This window comes from Pseudomonas oryziphila (assembly GCF_003940825.1).
GTDB classification, from domain to species: domain Bacteria; phylum Pseudomonadota; class Gammaproteobacteria; order Pseudomonadales; family Pseudomonadaceae; genus Aquipseudomonas; species Aquipseudomonas sichuanensis.
Map to the genome: position 1 here is coordinate 5,878,731 of NZ_CP034338.1, position 21,503 is coordinate 5,900,233.

Annotated in this window: 17 protein-coding genes and 1 pseudogene; 10 read left to right on the forward strand and 8 right to left on the reverse strand. The window is 66.4% G+C overall.

Annotated features, from left to right (window positions below; all coding sequences use genetic code 11):
* The first annotated feature begins 253 nt into the window (after positions 1–253).
* On the forward strand, positions 254–595 hold the full coding sequence (locus EJA05_RS27305; protein ID WP_110992037.1) for a tryptophan synthase subunit beta: 342 nt from the start codon (positions 254–256) through the stop codon (positions 593–595).
* Positions 596–625: 30 nt separating this feature from the next.
* Here the strand turns inward: EJA05_RS27305 and lapD are convergent, their stop codons facing one another.
* Positions 626–2,572 carry a cyclic di-GMP receptor LapD gene (lapD, locus tag EJA05_RS27310; RefSeq protein WP_125861069.1) on the reverse strand — a complete coding sequence of 649 codons (1,947 nt, stop codon included), beginning with the start codon at positions 2,570–2,572 and terminating at the stop codon, positions 626–628.
* Positions 2,573–2,582: 10 nt separating this feature from the next.
* A complete protein-coding gene (gene lapG / locus EJA05_RS27315) occupies positions 2,583–3,275 on the reverse strand; it encodes a cysteine protease LapG (protein WP_125466029.1) in 693 nt (230 codons plus the stop codon).
* A gap of 276 nt (positions 3,276–3,551) precedes the next feature.
* Here lapG and EJA05_RS27320 point away from each other — a divergent pair, with 276 nt between their 5' ends.
* Together EJA05_RS27320 and EJA05_RS27325 are read left to right on the forward strand one after the other, a co-directional pair.
* A complete protein-coding gene (locus EJA05_RS27320; protein WP_125861071.1) occupies positions 3,552–4,244 on the forward strand; it encodes a GntR family transcriptional regulator in 693 nt (230 codons plus the stop codon).
* 33 nt (positions 4,245–4,277) lie between these two features.
* Positions 4,278–4,850, forward strand: a complete 573-nt coding sequence (locus EJA05_RS27325) for a hypothetical protein (RefSeq protein WP_125861073.1) — start codon at positions 4,278–4,280, stop codon at positions 4,848–4,850.
* 329 nt (positions 4,851–5,179) lie between these two features.
* Here EJA05_RS27325 and EJA05_RS28310 read toward each other — a convergent pair whose 3' ends face one another.
* Complete coding sequence (locus tag EJA05_RS28310) at positions 5,180–5,539, reverse strand: hypothetical protein (protein ID WP_190306098.1); 360 nt, start codon at positions 5,537–5,539, stop codon at positions 5,180–5,182.
* Here EJA05_RS28310 and EJA05_RS27330 point away from each other — a divergent pair.
* The 4 genes from EJA05_RS27330 to EJA05_RS27345 are packed head-to-tail and all read left to right on the forward strand — an operon-like array spanning position 5,439 to position 11,079.
* Entirely contained in the window at positions 5,439–6,215 is a 777-nt protein-coding gene (locus tag EJA05_RS27330) for a DUF3050 domain-containing protein (protein ID WP_125861075.1), read from the forward strand. The genes EJA05_RS28310 and EJA05_RS27330 overlap by 101 nt on opposite strands.
* Positions 6,212–7,141, forward strand: coding sequence for a diiron oxygenase (locus tag EJA05_RS27335; RefSeq protein ID WP_125861077.1), 930 nt, complete (start codon positions 6,212–6,214; stop codon positions 7,139–7,141). The genes EJA05_RS27330 and EJA05_RS27335 overlap by 4 nt, the downstream gene beginning before the upstream one ends.
* A 10-nt stretch (positions 7,142–7,151) precedes the next feature.
* The gene (locus EJA05_RS27340) at positions 7,152–10,583 is read left to right on the forward strand and encodes an amino acid adenylation domain-containing protein (RefSeq protein WP_125861079.1); all 3,432 of its coding nucleotides are present in this window, start codon (positions 7,152–7,154) and stop codon (positions 10,581–10,583) included.
* A 28-nt stretch (positions 10,584–10,611) separates the two neighbouring features.
* Positions 10,612–11,079: an SRPBCC family protein gene (locus tag EJA05_RS27345; protein WP_125861081.1), complete on the forward strand. Its 468-nt coding sequence runs from the start codon at positions 10,612–10,614 to the stop codon at positions 11,077–11,079.
* A gap of 72 nt (positions 11,080–11,151) precedes the next feature.
* Here the strand turns inward: EJA05_RS27345 and amaA are convergent, their stop codons facing one another.
* Both amaA and amaB read right to left on the reverse strand, forming a co-directional pair.
* Positions 11,152–12,438 carry an L-pipecolate oxidase gene (gene amaA, locus EJA05_RS27350; protein WP_125466037.1) on the reverse strand — a complete coding sequence of 429 codons (1,287 nt, stop codon included), beginning with the start codon at positions 12,436–12,438 and terminating at the stop codon, positions 11,152–11,154.
* 133 nt (positions 12,439–12,571) lie between these two features.
* Positions 12,572–14,062, reverse strand: a complete 1,491-nt coding sequence (gene amaB / locus EJA05_RS27355; RefSeq protein WP_110992028.1) for an L-piperidine-6-carboxylate dehydrogenase — start codon at positions 14,060–14,062, stop codon at positions 12,572–12,574.
* A 134-nt stretch (positions 14,063–14,196) separates the two neighbouring features.
* On the opposite strand from amaB, the gene EJA05_RS27360 reads away from it, so the two are divergent.
* Complete coding sequence (locus EJA05_RS27360) at positions 14,197–15,081, forward strand: LysR family transcriptional regulator (protein WP_125861083.1); 885 nt, start codon at positions 14,197–14,199, stop codon at positions 15,079–15,081.
* 178 nt (positions 15,082–15,259) lie between these two features.
* Positions 15,260–16,645, forward strand: a complete 1,386-nt coding sequence (gene hglS / locus EJA05_RS27365; RefSeq protein ID WP_125861085.1) for a 2-oxoadipate dioxygenase/decarboxylase HglS — start codon at positions 15,260–15,262, stop codon at positions 16,643–16,645.
* A gap of 138 nt (positions 16,646–16,783) precedes the next feature.
* Here hglS and EJA05_RS29010 read toward each other — a convergent pair whose 3' ends face one another.
* The 3 genes and pseudogenes from EJA05_RS29010 to EJA05_RS27375 form a co-directional block, all read right to left on the reverse strand.
* On the reverse strand, positions 16,784–17,653 hold the full coding sequence (locus EJA05_RS29010; protein WP_394366673.1) for a methyl-accepting chemotaxis protein: 870 nt from the start codon (positions 17,651–17,653) through the stop codon (positions 16,784–16,786).
* Positions 17,651–18,763, reverse strand: a pseudogene (locus tag EJA05_RS29015) (Cache 3/Cache 2 fusion domain-containing protein); the annotation flags it as partial. The pseudogene EJA05_RS29015 and the gene EJA05_RS29010, both read right to left, overlap by 3 nt.
* 258 nt (positions 18,764–19,021) lie before the next feature.
* Positions 19,022–19,948: a LysR substrate-binding domain-containing protein gene (locus tag EJA05_RS27375; protein WP_125466041.1), complete on the reverse strand. Its 927-nt coding sequence runs from the start codon at positions 19,946–19,948 to the stop codon at positions 19,022–19,024.
* A 156-nt stretch (positions 19,949–20,104) separates the two neighbouring features.
* On the opposite strand from EJA05_RS27375, the gene EJA05_RS27380 reads away from it, so the two are divergent.
* Positions 20,105–21,493: a NorM family multidrug efflux MATE transporter gene (locus tag EJA05_RS27380; protein ID WP_125861087.1), complete on the forward strand. Its 1,389-nt coding sequence runs from the start codon at positions 20,105–20,107 to the stop codon at positions 21,491–21,493.
* The last annotated feature ends 10 nt before the right edge of the window (positions 21,494–21,503 follow it).

Below are 21,503 nucleotides of genomic sequence, written 5' to 3' on the forward strand. Positions count from 1 at the left end.
AAGTGCGCGACTTCCAAGGCGCGCAACGATCAGAAACGCACGGGGATTGCCCGTGTGGGTTCGAGTCGTGCGGCGCGCCGATTGGTCGGCAGGTACGCAGTGGCAGTGACTATAAAGTCATAAGAACAATAATTTAAATACCTTTAATGCATATGCATATGAGGCTGTGCCGTGCCCGCGGGCCAACACGCCCGGCGAACTTTGCCTATGCTGCTGGCTACCCAAAGGAATCTTGATGACGAGGGACGACGCCATGTTCTACGTGCAACGCGACGCCGACGGCCAGTTGCTGCGGGTAGAAGCAGCCCCCTATCACGGCTACACGGAAATGCTGTCCGCCGACCAGGCGGAAGTCCAGGCATGGCTCGCCGAGGACGCCGTCGAGAACAGCCTGCAGCAGCTCAAGCAGAGCGACCTGGACATGATCCGGGTGCTGGAGGACCTGATCGAGGTGCTGACCGCCAAGGGCGTGTTCAGCATCACCGACCTGCCCCCAGGCGCCCAGGCCAAGCTGCTGAGCCGCTCCAGCGCGCGCAAGGCCCTGGGTGGCCTGAACAACCTGATCGAGGAGGATGAGCACGGCGGGCTGATCTGAGGCTTGCCAGCGCCCTGCCCGGCGCTGGGCTCAACGCCAGGGCGCCGGCCGCCCCACCCGTTGCCCCTGAATGCCCTGTACGCCCATCTCGCACAGCACCTTCAACTCCCCCTGGGTTTCCACCTGTTCGGCTATCAGTGGCAGGTCGATGCTGTGTGCCGCCCGTTGGATGGCCTCGATGAACAGGCGCTTGTGCTGCTCGTGGTCGATGTTGCGGATGTAACCACCGTCGACCTTGAGATAGGCCAGGCCCAGGTTGGCCAGGTTGCCGATCATGCTGAAGCGCCCGCCAAAACGCTGCAGGGCCAGGCTGAAACCCAGGCCGTGCAGGCGCCGGGTGAACTGCTCCAGCACGGCCTGTTCGGGCAACTGCTCTTCGCCAATTTCGAAGGTCAGCCGCGGCCCCAGTGCGCGGTGCTGGCCCAACAGCGCGTAGACGCGCTGCAAGGCCTGGGCATCGGCCAGGGTCGCGGCTGACAGGTTCAGCGCCAGCGCCGCGTGGTGCCGTGGCAGATGCTTGAGTACCCGCTCCAGCATCAGCGCATCGAGCCGCGCCATCCAGCCGAAGCGCTCCAGCCAGGGCAGGAAGCACCCGGCGGCCAACGGCTCGCCCTGGCCGTCCTGCAGCCGTGAGGTCACTTTGAAATGCAGGATGCGTTGCGGTGCCTGGCAGTCCACCACAGGCTGGAAGAACAGCTCGAACTGCCCTTTGCTCAGGGCCTGGTCGAGGCGGCTGTGCCAGGCTTGCTGGCTGCCGACGGTCTGGGCTGCCGGCCCCTGTTCCAGGCATATCCAGCTCGGCGTGGCTTGGCTCTCGGCCCGGGCAAGGGCCTCATCGGCCTGGGTGAGCAGGGCCTGTGGCTCATCACCCGGGGCATAGCTGACCAGGCCGATACAGGCCACCGGGGCAACATCGCTGGCACCGGTCTCGTGCAGGCTTTGCAGGCTGGCTTCCAGGGCCTGGGCCAGCTCGATCGCCTCGTCATGCACCAGGCCCGGCGCCAGCACGGCGAACTCGCCCCCGCGGCTGCGGGCGATCAGGTCATGGGTTTGCGGGTAGCGGGCGCAGGCCCGACGCAGCTGTTCGCCCACCGCCTGCAGCAACTGGTCGCTGCGCTGGCCACCCAGGCGCGCGTTGAGGCCGGTGAGATCCTGCACGCGCAACAGCAGCAGGTAACCGGCGCGGGCCTCCTCCAGGTTGCTGACCTGGGCACTGAGCTGCATCTCGAAGTATTGGCGGTTGGCCAGGCCCGTGAGGCTGTCCTGGTAAGCCTCATTGCGCAACTGCTCGCTGCGCTCGGCCTGCTCGCGGAACAAGGCTTCGAGCTTTTCGACCATCTGGTTCATCGCCTGCACCACCCGGCGCAGCTCAGGCGTGCGCGGCAGTTCTGGCAGGCTGAGGAATTCGCGCCGGGCAATGGCGTGGGACTGCGCCACCATGTAATCCAGCGGCCGCAGCTGGCGGCGCAGCAGCAGCGCGCCAAGCACCGCACTCAGCACGCCGCACAGCAACAGCCAGCCCAGGCTGCCCAGGGCGCTCTGCCAGAGCTTGGCCAGGGCGAACATCGGATGGCTGATCACCTCGACCCGCGCCGCCTGCTGCCAGCCACGGCTGACGATCGCATCGCCACCGGCCGGTTCCAGGTTGGCCAGCCGGATGAACCAGGCCGGCACACCTGCGCTGTCGGGTACGGCGTGGCGCTCGACCAGCACGGCGTTGGTGCCCTGCTCGATGACCTTGATGCTGGCGTAATAACCGCTGTCGAAGATCGAACTGACCATCAGCTCGACCATTGCCGGGTCGTCGATGTTCGGCGTCAGCGCCAGCGCCAAGGCGGTCGCGGCATCCTGGGCATGGGCGCGCAGCTGGTTGATGTACTGGCTGCGCGAGCTCTCCAGGCTGACCATGAAACTGCCGCTGAAGGCGACCACCAGGAGCAGGCAAATGGCAAGCAGCAATTGTTTGAACAGTGACATCTGTGCTCCTTCAGTAGACCGGCTCGGCCGGGAAGCCCTCGGCCTGCATTTTCTTCAGCAACCCCTGCCAGCGCGACAGGCGCTTGGTATCGCCGACCTTCTTGTTGCCGCCCGCCCCCGTCAGCCACAAGCCCTCGCCGTTGAAAGCGTACACCGGCAACAGGTCAGTACGCTGGCTGGCCGGCTTGATCGCGTCCATCAGGCTGTCGAGCACCAGTGGCTGGGCCTGTGGGCTTGAATAATAGGTCAGGACCATGTGTGCCCGGTTCTGCCGCAGGGCCTTGACGTAAGTGATGCGCAGTTTGTCGGCGGGAATGCCCAGGCGCCGCAGGCTGAAGTACTTGGCGATGGCGTAGTCCTCGCAGTCGCCGGCCCCCTTGATCAGCGACTGGACCGGCGTGGCCCAATAGTCGATTTCGCGCCACAGGTCGATGTCCTCGACATAGCGCAGCTGCGTGTTGAAGAACAGGTTGACCGCTTGTAGCTGGCTCAACTCGCTGCCCTGCTGGTGGCTCGCCAGCAGGCGCTGCCAGGCGTCGATGCGCCCCTTGCCGGCGCCAAGGGGCCCGTAGAGGGCCTGGGCACGGCTGCTGATCTGCGCGAAGTCCCAGTCCGCCTGCGTAGCGCCCAGCAACAGGCAGCCCAGCAGTGCGGCAGCACCGATTCGGCGTACAGTCCTTGTAATGGCCCAAGGTATCGCCACTGCGAACACCCGTTCAGAATCAGTTGGAAGCCGCGATGGTGCGGGCAGGTATGGCAAAAGACAATGGCAGGTTGTGGCCCGTTTGCCAGCCGTCGGCAAACAGGCTTCGTACGGGCTGCGGTCTTTTCGCCGACTTCCCAAGGCCTGCGACTTGCTTCACGATAGCCGCGTTTCTTCACCGGCTGCAGGCCTCGCCAAGCAAGCGGTTTGACAAGACCCCCGTTCCCTCACTAGGGTTATTGGATCCAATTTTCATGTTGCCGAGGCAAAACCCGCGTGGCTGAGAAACCCAAACTCCTGAGCACCGTGCTGGGCAGCGAGCAAGTCCCTGCGCACCTGGCCCGCAGTGTGATCGAAGAACGCCTGCGCAGCGCCATCCTCGATGGCCGCCTGCCCCCAGGCACCGCCTTGCGCCAACAGGAACTGGCCTCGTTGTTCGGCGTCAGCCGAATGCCGGTACGCGAAGCCTTGCGCCAGCTCGAAGCGCAGTCGCTGCTGCAGGTGGTGATGCACAAGGGCGCGGTGGTCGCACCGCTGATCGGCGAGGACGCCGTGGACACCTATGCCCTGCGCGTCATCCTCGAGACCGAGGCCCTGCGCCAGTCGATCCCGCGGCTCGACGCCGATGACATTGCCCTGGCCCGCAGTTACATCCAACAGCTGGAAAACGAAGCCCGCCACGCCGAGATCGGCCGCCTCAACCGGCTGTTCCACATGACGCTCTACAGCAAGGCGGGGAACCAGAAGCTGCTGCGCCTGATTGAAATCGAGCTCAATGAAGAAGAACGCTTCCTGCGCTTCCACCTGTCGTCCATGGGGCTCGGCAAGCTCACCCAGGACGACCACATCGCCCTGACCGATGCCGCCAGCGACAAACTGGTGGACGAAGCCGTCAGGCTGCTGGAAGCGCACCTGAACAATGCCGCCCGGACCATCAGGAAATACCTCGACAGGCAAACTGCCGGCTGATCCAGCGGCAGGTGTCCGGCAAGAGGAACGCCCGTGCACGAGCACACTCCACAGGCAGGGACTCCTGCGCAACTGCCCAGCATTCGCCTGATCTGCCTGGCCAGCGATCGCCAGCAGCTTATCCAGTACCGCACCTGGTCCCGTGCCTTGAGCGACCCCATCGAACTGGTCGCCGTCGACATCAGCGCCACCGTGCCCGCTGATGAACTGGCCGCCCCACAGTCCCTCCCTTCGCTGGCCCGGACCCTGGCCAGCCGCCTGCAACCCTTCCTGGCTCACCCCCACGCCCTGTTTGCCCAGGATCACGCCGCACACCTGGCGCTGGCCCTGACCTACCTGGCACAGCGCAGCAACCCTGGGCAAACCCGACGTTTGTTTGTTTCCAGCTGTGACAGCCCTGACGCCACCGAAGGTGGCCTGACCGAGCACCTCCAGGTGCCGGTGACCGCGTTCTATCCCCCCGACACGCTGACCGCCATGCTTGGCTGGCAGCGCCTTGCCCGCCGGGAGCTCGAGCTTGTCGAGCTGCCGGCCCACAGCCGGCCTGGCGAGCAACGCCTGATCAGCATCCTCAATGCCCACCTTGGGCTTCTCTGTTTCGCCTGACCCCACCTGTTTTCACGCCCGTTATCACGGCACCTGCAGCGCCCGGTCCATCGCAGACCATGGCGGTGCCAGCCTTTTGAGCACACTCTACACACTGCAGCGGCCGCTGATCTTCAGCGGACCTGGCCGTCTGCAGCCACTTCCACCCGCAGAAGGAGCCTGCCACCGGGGCCAGGACCGCAGCACGATCAGCCGCCCCTTAACAGTTCAACGTCTTCAACACCCATTCATCAGTGCTCCGAGTGAAGCATTCACTCCTTGTTTGTTTTTCTGATAGTTAATTATCGGAAGGAGCACCTTATTGCCAAATTAAAACTTTCAAATAAGTTTTAACGCACTCGCTCAACTTGCAAATAATCAAACTTTAAAATAATTAAAAAAACAATTGCAGCAAACTTTGTCATTGCTTTAAGTTCTGTCTCACCCCGTGCAACAGTGCGGCGGAAACCGTGAACAGAAGCCCGCAACACCCCATGCGGCCTAGGCTTATTGATCTGCAGCGAAACTTTATTCGGGGCACTTGCTCGCCCTGAATATAGTGAGCACGGACAACTTGCCACACTTAAACCAACATCCAATGGAGCCTCCATGAGCACATTGAAGCGCACACTCGACCATAAAAAACATGCACTTTCCCAGCACCCGCTGTTTTCTGAAATCGACTCGCTGGCAACCTTGCGACGGTTCATGGAAACCCATGTATTCGCGGTATGGGACTTCATGTCGCTGACCAAGCGCCTGCAGCAGGAACTGACCTGCGTCAGCCTGCCCTGGCTCCCCCCTGCCGACCCGGCCGCTGCACGGCTGATCAACGAGATCGTGCTCGGCGAGGAGTCGGACGACCGCCTCGACCACGGCCACTACAGCCATTTCGAGCTGTACCTGGACGCCATGCGCGAAGTCGGCGCCAGCACCCAGGCCATCGAGCGCTTCATCAGCCTGCAACAGCAAGGCGTCGATGCGCTCAGCGCCCTGGTGCGTTGCGAAGCCAGCGACGCCGCGCAGCGCTTCGTCCGCGATACCCTCGAAGTGGCCCTGCATGCGCCTGCCCACCGCGTGGCCGCGGCCTTCCTGCATGGCCGGGAAAGCGTCATCCCGACCATGTTCCAGCAGATCCTCGACGAGTGGGGCATCGGCAGCGAACAGGCCCCGACCTTCCGTTACTACCTGCAGCGCCATATCGAAGTCGACTCCGAGGACCATGGCCCCGCCGCAGAGCAGTTACTGGCCCGCCTGGTCGAGCATGACCCGGTGCGCCAGGAGGAGGTGCATGCCGCCGCCATCGCCGCCGTGGACAGCCGCATGGCCCTGTGGGATCGCCTGCGCGCCGCGCTGCAGGCGCCGGTCGCCGAGGTCAACCCATGAACGCCGTGGACTACCGCTCCTTCGCCGACGCCTGGGAGGCACGCGCAACCATCCGCACCCGCCCCCGGCGCCGGCTGGAGGACGACCAGCGGTTGATCTACCCGCTGAGCCGCCAGCCGCTGGTGCTGGGTGCCACCTTCCAGCGCGAATGCCCGCAGCTGCGCGACTTCGTGCTGGTGCAGAGCCTCTACAAGTTCATCAACGACGTGGTGATCTTCGAGACCGAGATCGTCGACCGGACCGCCCGGCGCATCGCCAAGGATCGCTTCGCCGTGCGCTTCCCGTTCGCCTGCCGCTACGACGCGATGACCGTGGTGGTCGACGAGGACTACCACGCCCTGGTGGCCATGGACTTCCTGCAGCAGACCATCGCCCTGACCGGCATCGCACCGATCGCCCTGCCCCAGGAGATCGAACTCAGCCGGGCGATCCCGGCGGCGCTGGAGCAGGTGCCCGAAGCGCTGCGCGACGCGTTGGAGCTGGTGTGCGTGGGCATCGCCGAGAACACCCTGACCGACGATGTCGCGGCGTTCGCCCGGGATGATTCGGTCAAGCCGTCGGTCAAGGGGCTGATGGCCGACCACCTGCTCGACGAAGGCCGCCATTCGAGCTTCTGGGCCCGCCTCACGCGGATCTACTGGCAGGCCGCGCCAGAGGCCGAACGGCAAGCGATCTCCAAGGTGCTGCCGGTGTTCCTCGGCCAGTACCTGACCAACGACATCCAGCAGGCCTTCGACTTCGCCCTGATCGCCGCGCTGCCGGTGGACGAGGCGGTGCGCGAGGCCCTGCGCGAGGAGGCTCGGGGCCTGGCCTACCCGATCAACCACCAGCACCCGCTGCTGGGCAACATCCTGCGTTTCCTGCGCAGCAGCTCGATGCTCGAATCGGCCTGCGTGCAGGACGCGCTGCGCGACTACCTGCCCTGAGGAACCGATCATGAGACGCCTCGACATACTCCTGGTGGGCACCAGCCCCGCCATCGGCGCCTTTGCCCGCCTGCTCGACGAACATGGCCATGGCACCACCACGGCGGACAGCCCGCAGGCCCTGCGCCAGCAACTGTCGCCCGCCACCGGGCTGGTGGTGGAGGACGGCAGCCTGGCCCTGGCCAGCGGCGACTGGCAGGCGCTGGGCAGCACGCCATTGCTCAGGCTGCGCCTGGGCGCCCGCTTGGGCGAAACCTTGCCGCACCTGGAAACCCTGTGCTGGTGCGGCAGTGCCAGCGCCCAACGCCTGATCGAGCGGCTGCCGGTGCCAGCGCCGGAATCGGGCAATGGCCAGCAACTGTACCAAGACAGCTTGCAGGCCTTGTGCGATCAACTGGCCCTGCACGTCACCCGCTTTGCCCGCAACCCGCAGCACCTGCAGGAGGCGCCGGCGGTCAGCCCCGGCGCCAGCGAACACGAGCACGGCCTGGGCTGGCTGGAGGCGTTGGCCTACCGGCATCCGTTCAACCGTGCGCTGCGTGCCGACCTGCTGGAGCAGGCCCAGGGCAGCCTGGTCGGGCAGCTGGAGCGGAGCCTGCGCCGGCACGCCGCATCCCCGGCATTGCATGACGCTGGCCAGCGCCATAGCTATCGCCAGCTGCACGCCCGCACAGCCGCCATCCAGCAAGCCCTGCTACCGCTGCTGGCCGGCGCCCACGCGTCCCCGCCGGTGGTGGCGGTCTGCATGGGCAAGTCGCCCGAGCTCTACGCCAGCCTGCTGGCGGTGCTGGGTTGCGCCGCCATCTACCTGCCGCTGGACCCGGCCACGCCAGCGGCGCGGCGCCAACGCATCCTCGACGATGCCGGCGCCTGCGTGCTGCTGCATGACGGCCAACTGCCTGCCGCCATCGCCCACCTGGACGTGCGTGACATAGCGCCCTTGGAGGGCCCTGAGCTGCCAAGCCTGGTACTGGGCGAAGCGCACGTCGGGCAACCCTGCGTGGCGATCTACACCTCCGGCACCACCGGCCAGCCGAAGGGCGTGCTGCTCAGCCAGGGCAACCTGACGCATTTCATGGCCTGGTACCGCGAGCACGTGGCGCTGGATCGGCACAGCCGGGTACTGCAGTTTTCCACCATCGGCTTCGACGCCTCCTTGCTGGACATCCTGCCGACCTTCGCCTGCGGTGCCGAACTGGTGCTGCCTGGCGAAGACCAGCGCCGCGACCCGCGGCAACTGCTGGCACTTATCCACAGCCAGGAAATCACCCATGCGTTCCTGCCGCCGGCCCTGCTGAGCATCCTGCCGCGCGACGAACACCTGGGCCTGCAGCACCTGATCACCGGGGGCGATGTCTGCGAACCTGAGGTGATCGCACGGCTGGCCGGGCAATGCCGGCTGCACAACATCTACGGCCCGACGGAAACCACGGTGCTGGCCACCACCCGGGTGATGGCGGCGGATGACAGCAACCGCAACCTCGGGCTGCCGATCGCCAACACCCAGGTGCTGATCCTCGATGAAGCCCTGCGCCCGGTGCTGGAGCAGGCCCCCGGCGAGCTGTACATCGCCGGGCCCGGCGTTGGCTTGGGTTACCTGAACAATCCGCTGCTGACGGCCGAGCGCTTTGTCGAGCTGGGCCTGCCCGATGGCCGCTCGCTCAGGGCCTACCGGACCGGCGATATCGGCAAATGGACCGCCCAGGGCATCGAGCTGTGCGGGCGACGCGACAACCAGGTGAAGATCCGCGGCTTTCGCGTGGAGCCCGAGGAGATCGAGCACTGCCTGCGCGACGCCCGCCTGTTCGCCCAGGTGGCGGTGGTGATCGACCCCCAGCGGCGGGTGCTGGCCTTCCTCGCCCACCCGCAAAGCGCCGAGGCCCTGGCGCTGCTGCGCGAGCACGCCGAAAGCAGCCTGCCCGACTACATGCGCCCGATGTTCTACCAGGTGCTGGAGCAGATGCCCTACACCGCCAATGGCAAGGTTGACCGCCAGGCGCTGCTGCTGCGGCCACTGGCCTTGCCGGCGCAGCAGCGCCTGCAACCGCAGACCGCCACCGAGCATCAGTTGCGCGAGGCGTGGAGCGAATTGCTGGAACTGCCCGAGGCCGATATCGCCATCGACGACAGCTTCTTCAACCTGGGGGGCCACTCGATCCTGCTGTCGCGCCTGCTGCTGGAAGTGCGTGAACGCTTCGGCCAGGGGGTGGCGATCAACCGCTTCATCGAGCAACCGACCGTGCAACGCCTGGGCGCGCTGCTCGACGGTGTCGAGGCCGTGCAGCAGGACCCTCTGGCCCGCCCTGAACAGGACGCGCAGCGCGAACTGGGCCTGCGGGTGCTGCCGGTGGAACGACTGGGCGATGTGCACAAGGTGATCGTCACCGGCGCCAACAGCTTCGTCGGCGTGCACCTGGTCGAGGCGCTGCTGGACTGGGGCGCCAGCGAAGTGGCCTGCCTGGTACGCAGCGCCAGCGGCCTCACGGCTAGCGAACGCTTCGCCCAGGCGCTGCGCGACAACCAGCTGGAGCTGGACATGGCCCGCGTGCGGGTGTTCGAAGCCGACCTGCGCCAGCCGCGCCTGGGGCTGGCCCAGGCCGACTACGACTACCTGGACCAACACTACGGCGCGCTGCTGCACAACGCAGCGCAGGTCAACCATGTGCTCGACTACCAGGCGCTGGCCGCCGACAACATCGAGCCGCTGTTCGAGTGCCTGCAGTTGTGCGAGGGCCGGCGCAAGAAAATCTTCAACTTCGTCTCGACCCTGTCCGCCTGCAGCGCAGTGGACAGCGCCGGCCAGGTGCTGGAGGCCGAGCCTGCGGCGACTCCGCCGCTGTACATCCGCAACGGCTACAACCTGAGCAAATGGGTCGGCGAGCGCATCCTGCAGCGCGCCCGCGCGCAAGGGGTGTGGGTCAACCTGTTCCGCCCCGGCAACATCACCTTCGACAGCCGCACCGGCGTCTGCCAGCCCCACAGCAACCGCCTGATGCTGATGCTCAAGGGCTCGCTGCAGTTGGGCCAGGTGCCGCGTCTGGAGATCGATTTCGACCTGATGCCGGTGGACTTCCTCGCCCGTTTCATCGCCTTCCACAGCAGCCGCCACCAGCCCGGCGAATGCGTGTTCAACCTGCACAACCCCGAGCCGCTGCGCTGGAGCGATTACCTGGCGTCGTTCCGCGAGCAGGGCCATGCCTTCGAGCTGGTCAGCGTCGAGCACTGGCAACAGCGCCTGCGCCGGATCGACCGCGACAACGCGCTGTATGACGTCCTCGGTTTCTACCTGGACGGCTTCGGCGAAGACATCGGCGACATCGGCGGCATTGCCCACGACAACGCCCGCGCCGGCGTGCGGCGCATGGGCAGCCATTACCCGAGCAAGAGCCCGGCGCTGCTGCGCCGGGGCTGCCGCTACCTGGCCGACATCGGCTTCATCTGACCTTTATCCACAACCGGAGCAACACGACATGCAAGCACTCAAGCCCGATACCCTGATCCGCAACCCCGAAGGCTGCCGCGTGGTGTCCAGCGTGGACATCGCCGCGCCCGCCGCCAGCGTCTGGAACATCGTCGGCAACTTCGCCGGCTTCCCGGTGTTCATCCCGGCACTGGCGCACATCGACATGACCGGCAGCGGCGTGCGTTCGGTGCGCAAGAAGCTGTTCAAGGACGGCAACGTGGTGATCGAACAGCTCAACGCCCGTGATGAGCAGGCCATGCACATGACCTGGAGCCTGATCTACACCAGCCTGAACATTGGCAACCTGTGGGCGGCGATGGCCGTGGAGGCGCTCGATGCCGGCCACAGCCGCGCCACCTGGACCATCCAGGCCGAACCCCAGCAAGGCGGTCCCGAGGCGCTGCCAGGCTTCCAGGCGTTCCTGCAGGGCTTTGCCGATGAGGCGATGAGCAATGTGAAAAACCTGCTCAGCTGACCCCGCCCAACGACAAAAAGCCGCGTCCCCTGGGGGCGCGGCTTTTTGTCGTTGGGCAACCCTGCCGGCGGCTTACAGCACCACGCGCAGGCACTGCCCGGCGTGATACAGCGAGAACCCCGACTCATAGAACGCCGTGCGCAACGATGGCGCACTCACCCCTTTCATCGGCGAGAACGGGATCGGCAGGCTGTCCGGATCGTCCTTGAGCAGGAACTCGGCGAACGCCCGGCCAATCACCGTGCCGGTGGTGTTGCCACGGCCGTTGTAGCCAGTCACCGCCACCAGCCCCGGCGCCGGCTCGAACAGGCGCATCAGGTGGTCGGGGGTGAAGTCGATGCAGCCGGTCCAGTGCATTTCCCACTCGACCTTGCCCAGCTCCGGGTAGTAGTGGCTCTGGATGCGGTCGGCCCAGCTGCGCACGAACCACGCAGGCTTGTTGTCGACCCGGCCCAGGCTGCCAAGCAGCAGGCGGCCCTGGTCGTCGCGGCGGATGCTGCTGAGCACGGTGCGGGTGTCCCACGAGCCCTGGCCATGGGGCAGGACCTTGTCGGCGGCCGCGCCCTGCAAGGGCTTGGAGGCCACCTGGTAGTAGTAGCCACGGAAGAACTGCTTCTGCAGGTTGCTCCAGTCGCCTTCGGTGTAGGCGCCGGTGGAGATCACCACTTTGTCGGCGCGCACCGCGCCGCGCGCGGTCTTCACCCGCCAGGCAGCGCCGTCGCGCTCCAGGCCCTCGACAGCGGATTGCTGGAACAGCTTGCCGCCCAGGCGGGCCACGGCGCCCGCCAGGCCCTGGGTGTAGCCCATGGGGTTGATGGTGCCGGCGCGGCGGTCGAGCAGCGCGGCGGAAATCTTGTCGGTACCGCAGTATTCCTGGCATTGCGCGCCGGTAAGCAGCTCGACATCGGCGCCACGGCGCGACCATTGCTGGTGGCGGGCTTCGAGGTCGGCGATGCCGGTGGCGTTGTGCGCCATGTGCAGGGTGCCTTTGTGCTGCGCCTGGCAGTCGATGCCTAGACGCTCGATCATGGCGAACACCTCGCCCGGCGCCTCGCCCAGCACCTTGTTCAGGCGGCTGCCTTGCTTGTGGCCGAGGGTGGCCTCGACATCATCGGGGCGGATCCAGGTGCCGGCGTTGACCAGGCCGACGTTGCGCCCGGAACCACCGTGGCCGATCTTCCAGGCCTCCAGCAGGATCACCGACTTGCCTTGCTCCAGCAGGTGGATCGCCGCGGACAGCCCGGTGATGCCGCCGCCGATCACGCAGACATCGGCCTTGTGCTCGCCGGCCAGGGCCTGGGCGGCGACGGTTGGCTGGGTGACGTGTTCCCACAGACATTCTTGACGCAGTTCGGACATGGCCCGGCTCCAGCAAAATTTTATTCTTGTTGCGGCCCTATCGCCGGCAAGCCGGCTCCCACAGGAATCGACGCGGTCCCTGTGGGAGCCGGCTTGCCGGCGATCCGGGGGCGACGCCCCCGGCCATACAGCATCAGTCGAACACAATACCCTGCGCCAGCGGCAGCTCGCGCGAGTAGTTCACGGTGTTGGTCTGGCGACGCATGTAGCCTTTCCAGGCATCGGAGCCGGACTCTCGGCCACCGCCGGTCTCTTTCTCGCCACCGAACGCCCCGCCGATCTCGGCGCCGCTGGTGCCGATGTTGACGTTGGCGATGCCGCAGTCGCTGCCCGAAGCACTCTGGAAGCGCTCGGCCTCACGAATGTCAGTGGTGAAGATGCACGACGACAGGCCCTGTGGCACTTCGTTGTTCAGGCGCAGGGCCTCTTCGAAGTCGTCGTAGGCCAGCACGTAGAGGATCGGCGCGAAGGTTTCGTGGCGCACCACGTCGCTCTGGGCCGGCATCTCGGCGATGGCAGGGGTCACGTAGTAGGCGTTCGGGTACTGCTCGGCCAACTGACGCTCGCCACCGAATACCTGGCCGCCCTCATCGCGAGCCTTGGCCAGCGCGCCTTGCATGGCGTCGAACGACAGCTTGTCGATCAGCGGGCCGACCAGGTTGTCCTTGCGTGGGTCGCCGATGCGCACCTTGGCGTAGGCGGCCTTGACCCGGGCAACCACTTCATCCTTGATCGAACGGTGCACGATCAGGCGGCGCAGGGTGGTGCAGCGCTGGCCGGCGGTGCCGACGGCGGAGAACAGGATGCCGCGCACGGCCAGGTCCAGGTCTGCGCTCGGGGCGAGGATCATGGCGTTGTTGCCACCCAGTTCGAGGATGCTGCGGCCAAAGCGTGCCGCCACCCGTGGGCCCACTTCACGGCCCATGCGGGTGCTGCCGGTGGCGCTGACCAGCGGCACGCGCGGGTCGTCGACCAGGGCTTCACCGGCTTCGCGGCCGCCGATCACCAGCTGGCTCAGGCCGGCCGGCGCATCACCGAAGGCTTTCAGGGCTTTTTCGAACAGCGCCTGGCAGGCCAGGGCGGTGAGCGGGGTCTTCTCGGACGGCTTCCACACCACCGAGTTGCCGGCCACCAGGGCCAGCGCGGTGTTCCACGCCCACACGGCGACCGGGAAGTTGAAGGCGCTGATCACGCCGACCACGCCCAGCGGGTGCCAGGATTCACGCATGTGGTGGCCCGGGCGCTCGGAGGCGATGGTCAGGCCGTACAGCTGGCGCGAAAGGCCGACGGCGAAGTCGCAGATGTCGATCATTTCCTGCACTTCGCCCAGGCCTTCCTGGGTGATCTTGCCGGCTTCGATCGAGACCAGCTCGCCAAGGTCGGCCTTGTGTTCGCGCAGCACTTCACCGAACAGGCGCACCAGCTCGCCACGGCGCGGGGCCGGCACGCTGCGCCAGGCTTCGAAGGCCTGCTGGGCCTGGTCGATGCGGGCGATGGTGTCGGCCTTGCCGAGCAGTTTCACCGAGGCGATCTGGCTGCCGTCGATCGGGGTGTGAACAGGGTAGTCGCCCTGGGTGTAAGCCGTGGCGGCAACGCCAAGGCGCTCGAGCAATCCAGCAACCATTGTGCTTCTCCTACATCGGGTGAAGGGTTGGAAAATGACGTGGGTCAGTATTAATCCGATTACACAAGTGCAACAAACGACCTTTATTCCGCATATCATTCCGGCAGGTAATGATTCGAGACGCAGAGACCGCTATGTCCAAACGCCTGGTACCGTCCATGACCGCCCTGCAGTGCTTCGAGGCTGCGGCGCGCCACCTGAGCTTCACCCGCGCCGCCGAAGAGCTGCACCTGACCCAGAGCGCGGTCAGCAAGCAGGTCGCGCAACTGGAGGAGATGCTGCGCCACCACCTGTTCCTGCGCATCCGCCGGCGCCTGCAGCTCACCCCCGCAGGCTCGTTGTACCTGGCCGAGGTCAACAAGATCCTCACCCAGGTCGACATGTCCAGCCGCTACGTGCAGACCTACGGCACGCAGACCGAAGTACTCAAGGTAGCCACTCAACCGAGTTTTGGCGTGCGCTGGCTGATCCCGCACCTGAAAGGCTTCGGCAAGCGCCACCCGAACATCCACCTGGACATCCGCAACGAGATGGAGCCGTTCGCCCTGCTGCAAGGGTCGGCGGACGTGGTGTTCTTCTACGGCCAGGGCACCTGGCCGGGGGCGACCTGCGTGGAGCTGTTCGGCGAGGAGGTGGTGCCGGTGTGCGCGCCGGAGTTGCTGCAGGGGCGCACGCTGGCGGACGCCGGTGCGCTGGCAGAGCTGGTGCTGCTGCAGAGCGCCTCACGCCCGGAGGCGTGGCATGAGTGGTTCCTGGAACAGGGGCTGCACACCGACAACAGCTACCACGGGCCGCGTTTCGATACGTTCTATATGGCCTTGAGCGCGGCACAGTCGGGGTGCGGGGTGGCGCTGGTGCCGCGCTATCTGGTGGCCAGGGAGCTGGCCGAGGGCAGCCTGGTGATGGCCTGGGACCACGCGATGAAGAGCAATGGCGCGCATTACCTGGCGTATGCCGAGCATGCGGCGGAGGTGCCGAAGGTGCGGGCGTTGGTCGAATGGGTTCGCGAGCAACTCTGAAGCCATCGCGGGGCAAGCCCGCTCCCACGCTATGTCAGACCGTGGGAGCGGGCTTGCCCCGCGATGGGGCCCTCAAGGTCGATCAAAAAAGGAATGAAACACTCACTTTTTTTCGCTTGTACGGCAACTCCATTCCCAGCTTTCATGTAAGCGTCCGAACCTAACCAGGAAGCTTGCGATGCCCGCCCACGATTTCGTCAGCCCCGACAGCATCCGCGCGCAGTTCTCTGCCGCCATGTCGCTCATGTACAAACAGGAAGTGCCCCTGTACGGCACGCTGCTTGAGCTGGTGAGCGAGATCAACCAGCAAGTCATGGCCGAGCAGCCCAAGGTGGCCGAGGCCTTGCGCTGGACCGGCGAGATCGAGCGCCTCGACCAGGAGCGCCATGGCGCCATCCGCGTCGGCACCGCCGAAGAACTCGCCACCATCGCCCGGCTGTTCGCGGTGATGGGCATGCACCCGGTCGGCTACTACGACCTCAGTTCGGCCGGCGTGCCGGTGCATTCCACCGCCTTTCGCGCGGTGCACGAACAGTCGCTGCACGTCAGCCCGTTCCGCGTATTCACCTCGCTGCTGCGCCTGGAGCTGATCGACAACCCGCAATTGCGCGAACTGGCCCAGGGCATCCTCAAGCAACGGCAGATCTTCACCCCGCGAGCGCTGGAGCTGATTGCCCAGTGCGAACGCGACGGTGGCCTGAACGCGAGCGACGCCGAGCACTTCGTCAACGAAGCCCTGCACACCTTCCGCTGGCACCAGGACGCCACGGTCACCGCCAAGCAGTACCAGCAGTTGCACGATCAGCACCGTCTGATCGCCGACGTGGTGGCGTTCAAGGGCCCGCACATCAACCACCTGACCCCACGCACCCTGGACATCGACGCGATCCAGGTCGGCATGCCGGCCAAAGGCATCCCGCCCAAAGCCGTGGTCGAAGGCCCGCCCACCCGTCGCCACCCGATCCTGCTGCGCCAGACCAGCTTCAAGGCATTGCAGGAAAAGGTCGCCTTCAGCGATGCCCAGGGCAGCCACACGGCGCGCTTCGGCGAGATCGAACAGCGCGGCGCGGCGCTGACGCCCAAGGGCCGCCAGCTGTACGACCGCCTGCTCGACGCCACCCGCGCCGCCCTGGGCGGCGTGCCGGCCGAGGCCAATGCCGAACGCTACAAAGCGCTGCTGGAGGCGCAGTTCGCCGAGTTCCCCGATGACCTGGCGCAGATGCGCGAACAGGGGCTGGCATATTTCCGCTACTTCGCGACCGATAAGGGGCTGGCCGCGCGCGGCCAGGCGGATCGCCCGACCACCCTGCAAGGGCTGATCGACGCTGGCCACGTGCATTACGAGGCGCTGGTGTACGAGGATTTCCTGCCGGTGAGTGCGGCGGGGATCTTCCAGTCCAACCTGGGCGACGAAGGCCAGGCCGAGTACGGCAGCAATGCCAACCGCGAGGCATTCGAGGCGGCGCTGGGGCTGGCCGTGCAGGATGAGCTGGGGTTGTATGCGCAGAGCGAACGGCGGTCGTTGCAGGCGTGTGCGCAGGCGCTGGATCTGGGCTCGATGTAAAGCTTCAGAATGCATCGCGGGGCAAGCCCGCTCCCACAAGTGCACTCAGGCCTGTGGACTACCCCCCAAGGGTTGGATTGGTGTCCAACTTCATGGGGGCAGTCCACTGCGTGGGAGCGGGCTTGCCCCGCGATGGCTTCAGCGCCCTACGCGGAACCGATCCACTTCCTGGCGCAACTGCCCCGCCAACCCTTCCAGCTCGCGGGCGGTATTGGCCAGTTCATTGGCCACATCACGCTGCTCACTGTTGGCCTGGGCAATGCTCTGCAGATTCCGGCTAAGCACCGTCGCGGTGCTGCTCTGCTCCTGGGTCGCCGTGCTGATCACCGCGAACTGCTCACCCGCCGTGCGGCTCTGCTCGTCGATGCGCGCCAGGGCCTCGGCCACCTTGTCGTTGCGCGCCAGACCTTCCTGCATCAGCTGGTTGCCCTGCTCCAGGGTGCTGATGGCATGGCCGGTCTGCTGCTGGATGCTGGCGATCATCCCGGAGATCTCATCGGTGGCCTGGCGGGTGCGCGCGGCCAGGCCACGTACCTCGTCGGCCACCACGGCAAAGCCACGGCCCTGCTCGCCGGCACGGGCCGCCTCGATGGCGGCGTTGAGCGCCAGCAGGTTGGTCTGTTCGGCGATCGCGGTAATCACCCCGACGATGCCGCCGATCTCCTGCGAACGGGCACCCAGGGTGTCCATTACCGTCGCGGTACCGCCCAACGCCTGGGCAATCTGCTTGAGCGAAGCCGAGGCTTCATCCATGGCATTGCGGCCGATGCGGGTCTGCTGGGCGTTGTCGCGGGCCATGCGTTCGGTGCCGGCCATGTTGTCGGCGATGTTCATCGAGGTGGCGCTGAACTCTTCCACCGCGCCGGCCATGCTGGTGATCTCGCCGGACTGCTGCTCCATGCCCTCGCAGGCACCGGATGACAGGCCCGACAGCGAACGGGCGCGGCCGCTGACTTGCTCCGAGGCCTCGCGGATATGCTCGACCATGGTCGCCAGGGCATCGGCCATCTGGTTGAACCCGCGCGCCAGCTGGCCGATCTCGTCATGGCTGGTGACGCTCAGGCGGGCATCGAGGTTGCCGGCCCCCAGCGCCTCGGCCTGGCGCACCAGGTCGCCCAGCGGGCGCAGCTTGCGGCGTAGCAGCCAGAGTGTGGCGACCACGGCCAGCAGCATGGCCAGCAGGCTGCCGATGGCCAGGCGCAGGCCGACACTCCAGGTCACCTCACGGATTTCTGCCTGCGGCATGCTCGCCACCACGGTCCATGGGCCCTCGGCGAACGGCATGGCGACACTGAACTGCGGCACGCCGGCGCTCTCCCAGAAGCGCCCCTCGCCGGCCTTGAGGCCTTTGATGGCTTGGGCCGCGGCCTCGCCGTCACGCACCTCGGCCGGCGGCACCAGCCACTTGCCCTGCTCGTCGAGCAGCGCCAGCGAGCCGGTCTGGCCGATACGGAAGCGCTTGAGGTTGGCGAACTGGGCGTTCTGCGCGTCGGTGTAGTCGAAGCCGACGAACAGCACCGCGATCACCCGGCCGCTGCCGTCACTGACCGGCACGTAGCGGGTCATGTAGTTGCGCTCGAACAGCACGGCGCGGCCGACGTAGGTCTGCCCGGCCATCAGCTTGGCGTAGGCCGGGTGCTGGCGATCGAGCTGGGTGCCGATGGCGCGGCTACCGTCCTGTTTGGTCAGCGAGGTGCTGATGCGCACGAAGTCGTCGCCGCTGCGCACGAACAGGGTGGCGACCCCGGCGGTCATCTGCTGGAACTCGTCGACCTGGCGGAAATCGTTGTTCAGCAGGTGTTCGCCCAGGTACAGCGCCGGGGTGGCGACCCCGGCCACGCTGACCGTCTCGCCCGCATGCAGGGCCAGGCCGGTGGCGAAGCGGCGCTCGAACAGCCCGCTGAGGCGCTGGGTGTTGTCCCTGAGCGAACCGTGGAAGGTGTCCAGCTGGTCGGCCAGCAGCCGCGCTTCGCTGCCCAGGTGGGCCTGGCGGGTGGTGAGGTTGGCGTCGTCCAGCGAACGCAGGGCGAACAGGGTACTGCCGGTGATCACCAGCGCCAGCACGATGGCGAGGGCGATACCGAGCTGCGAGGCGATACGGGCACGCGGTTGAGACATGGGAGAGCTCCTGGCAAGAGGCCGGGATCATCCTGATCACGCTGACCACCCGCTTCCTATCGACGGGGAATCGCGCCCTCTTCCGGGACGCTGGTGCCAGTGGATCGGCGTCGCGGGGGAATACTTGAGTGTCGGGCCGGGGTATTCGCAAACCTTTGCGTTCGGTGTCGGCCCCTTCGCGGGTAAACCCGCTCCCACAGGGCTTTCGCCTATTCCTGTGGGAGCGGGTTTACCCGCGAAGAGGGCCGGCCTAGGCACTCAGGTCGTCGAGAGGATGTGAACATCCGGCAAATCCATCGCAGCCGCTTCTTCCTGCAGGAACGCACTCAACCGCCGCAAACGCTCCCCGCCCGGCCGAGTACGCGGCCACACCAGGTAATAATCCAGCCCGCTGGCCACCGCCGTCGGCCAGGGCAGGCTCAGGCGCCGCTGGGCCACATCCTCGGCCACCATCAGCAGGTCGCCCATGGAGATCCCGTACCCACGGGCAGCGGCGATCATGCCCAGCTCCAGGGTGTCGAATACCTGCCCACCCTTGAGCGACACCTTGTCGGTGAGCCCCATGCGCGCCAGCCAGGCGCGCCAGTCACGTTTGTCGGGGGTGGGGTGCAGCAGTTCGATGCCGGCCAGCCGCCGCTCATCCCAGGGCGCATCGTCGAGCAGGTCCGGCGCACCCACCGGGATCAGCAGCTCGCTGAACAGCCGGCGGACCTCCCAGTCGGCCGGGAAGTTGCCGTCGCTGAGCAGCACCGCACAGTCGAACGGTTCCTGGTTGAAATCCACGTGATCGACGTCCATCCAGGCGCTGGTCAGCTGCACTTCGTTGCCCGGCTGCAGGTGGCGAAAGCGGCTCAGGCGCGCCAGCAGCCAGCGCATGGTCAGGGTGGACGGCGCCTTCATGCGCAGGATGTCGTCTTCGCCGCGCAAGGTCTCGCAGGCTCGCTCCAGCGCGGCGAAGCCGTCGCGCACGCCGGGCAGCAGCACCCGCGCGGCCTCGGTCAGTTGCAGGCTGCGGCCGCTGCGCACGAACAGGCGGCAGGCGAAGTGCTCTTCCAGCGTGCGGATATGCCGGCTGACCGCGCTCTGGGTGATCGACAGTTCGACACCGGCGCGGGTGAAGGAGCTCAGCCGCGCGGCGGCTTCAAATGCGCGCAGCGCATACAGCGGGGGGAGCTGGCGGGACATGGCGTACCTGGCATGCGGGGCCGTGGAGGCAGTGCACTGGATCATACATGCATGAGTCAGACTCATGGCAGTGATCGCATTTATCCTTTTGTGCAAAGCTGACCGAAGCCTCAGAATCGACCGCTCGCTCATTGCCCCACCCACAAGGACAAGCCCATGCACGTCGCGCCCACTACCGAACTGAAGGCTTTGCTGCGCCTGGCCGGGCCGCTGATCGCCTCGCAGTTGGCGCACATGCTGATGGTGCTCACCGACACCCTGATGATGGCCCGCATCAGCCCGCAGGCGCTGGCCGGTGGCGGGTTGGGGGCGGCGAGCTATTCGTTCGTATCGATCTTCTGCCTGGGGATAATCGCCGCGGTCGGCACACTGGTGGCGATCCGCAAGGGCGCCAACGACATCGAAGGCGCCACCCGCCTGGCCCAGAGCGGCCTGTGGCTGGCCTGGGGCCTGGCGCTGGCGGCAGCGCTGGTGCTGTGGAACCTCAAGCCGGCGCTGCTGCTGTTCGGCCAGCAGCCGGAGAACGTCGACGCGGCCATGCAGTTCCTCACCCTGCTGCCGCTGGCCCTGCCCGGCTACCTGACGTTCATGGCCCTGCGCGGCTTCACCAGTGCACTGGGGCGCTCCACGCCGGTGATGGTCATCAGCCTGGTGGGCACCGTGCTCAACTACCTGCTCAACCATGCGCTGATCGAGGGCATGTTCGGCCTGCCCAAGCTGGGCCTGATGGGCATCGGCCTGGTCACCGCGGTGGTGTCGATGGGCATGGCCATCGCCTTGGCGCTGTACATCCGCTGGCACAAGGCCTATGCCGCCTACCCACTGCGCAAGGGCCTGATGCGCCCTTCGCTGCCGGCGCTGCGCGAGCTGTGGCGCCTGGGCCTGCCGATCGGCGGTACCTACATGGTCGAGGTCGGGCTGTTCGCCTTCGCCGCGCTGTGCATGGGCGTGCTTGGCAGCACGGAACTCGCGGCGCACCAGATCGCCCTGCAGATCGTCTCGACCGCGTTCATGGTGCCGACCGGGCTTTCGTATGCGGTGACCATGCGCGTCGGCCTGTACTACGGCGCCGGCAACTTGCTGGCGGCGCGCAGTGCCGGGCGTGTCGGGATCGGTTTCGGTGCCACGCTGATGCTTGGCTTTGCCGCGCTGTTCCTGTTGCTGCCGGACAACCTGGTGGGCTTGCTGGTGAACCGTGACGACCCGGCCTTTGCGCCGATCTTCCAGCTGGCGGTGCAACTGGTGATGGTGGCGGCCTGGTTCGAGCTGTTCGACGGCGTGCAGACCATCGCCATGGGCTCGATCCGTGGCTTGAAGGATGCCCGCACCACCTTCCTGATCGGCGCGGTGTGCTACTGGCTGGTGGGCGCGCCGAGTGCCTGGTTGTTCGCCTTCACCCTCGGCGGTGGGGCGCCGGGGATCTGGTGGGGGCTGGCGCTGGGGTTGGCCTGTGCCTCGGTGGCGCTGACGTTTGCCTTTGAGTGGCGGATGAAGCGGATGATTGGCAAGGCGGGGATGGTGCAGAAGGCTACCGTCTCGGCCTGATCTTGCGGCC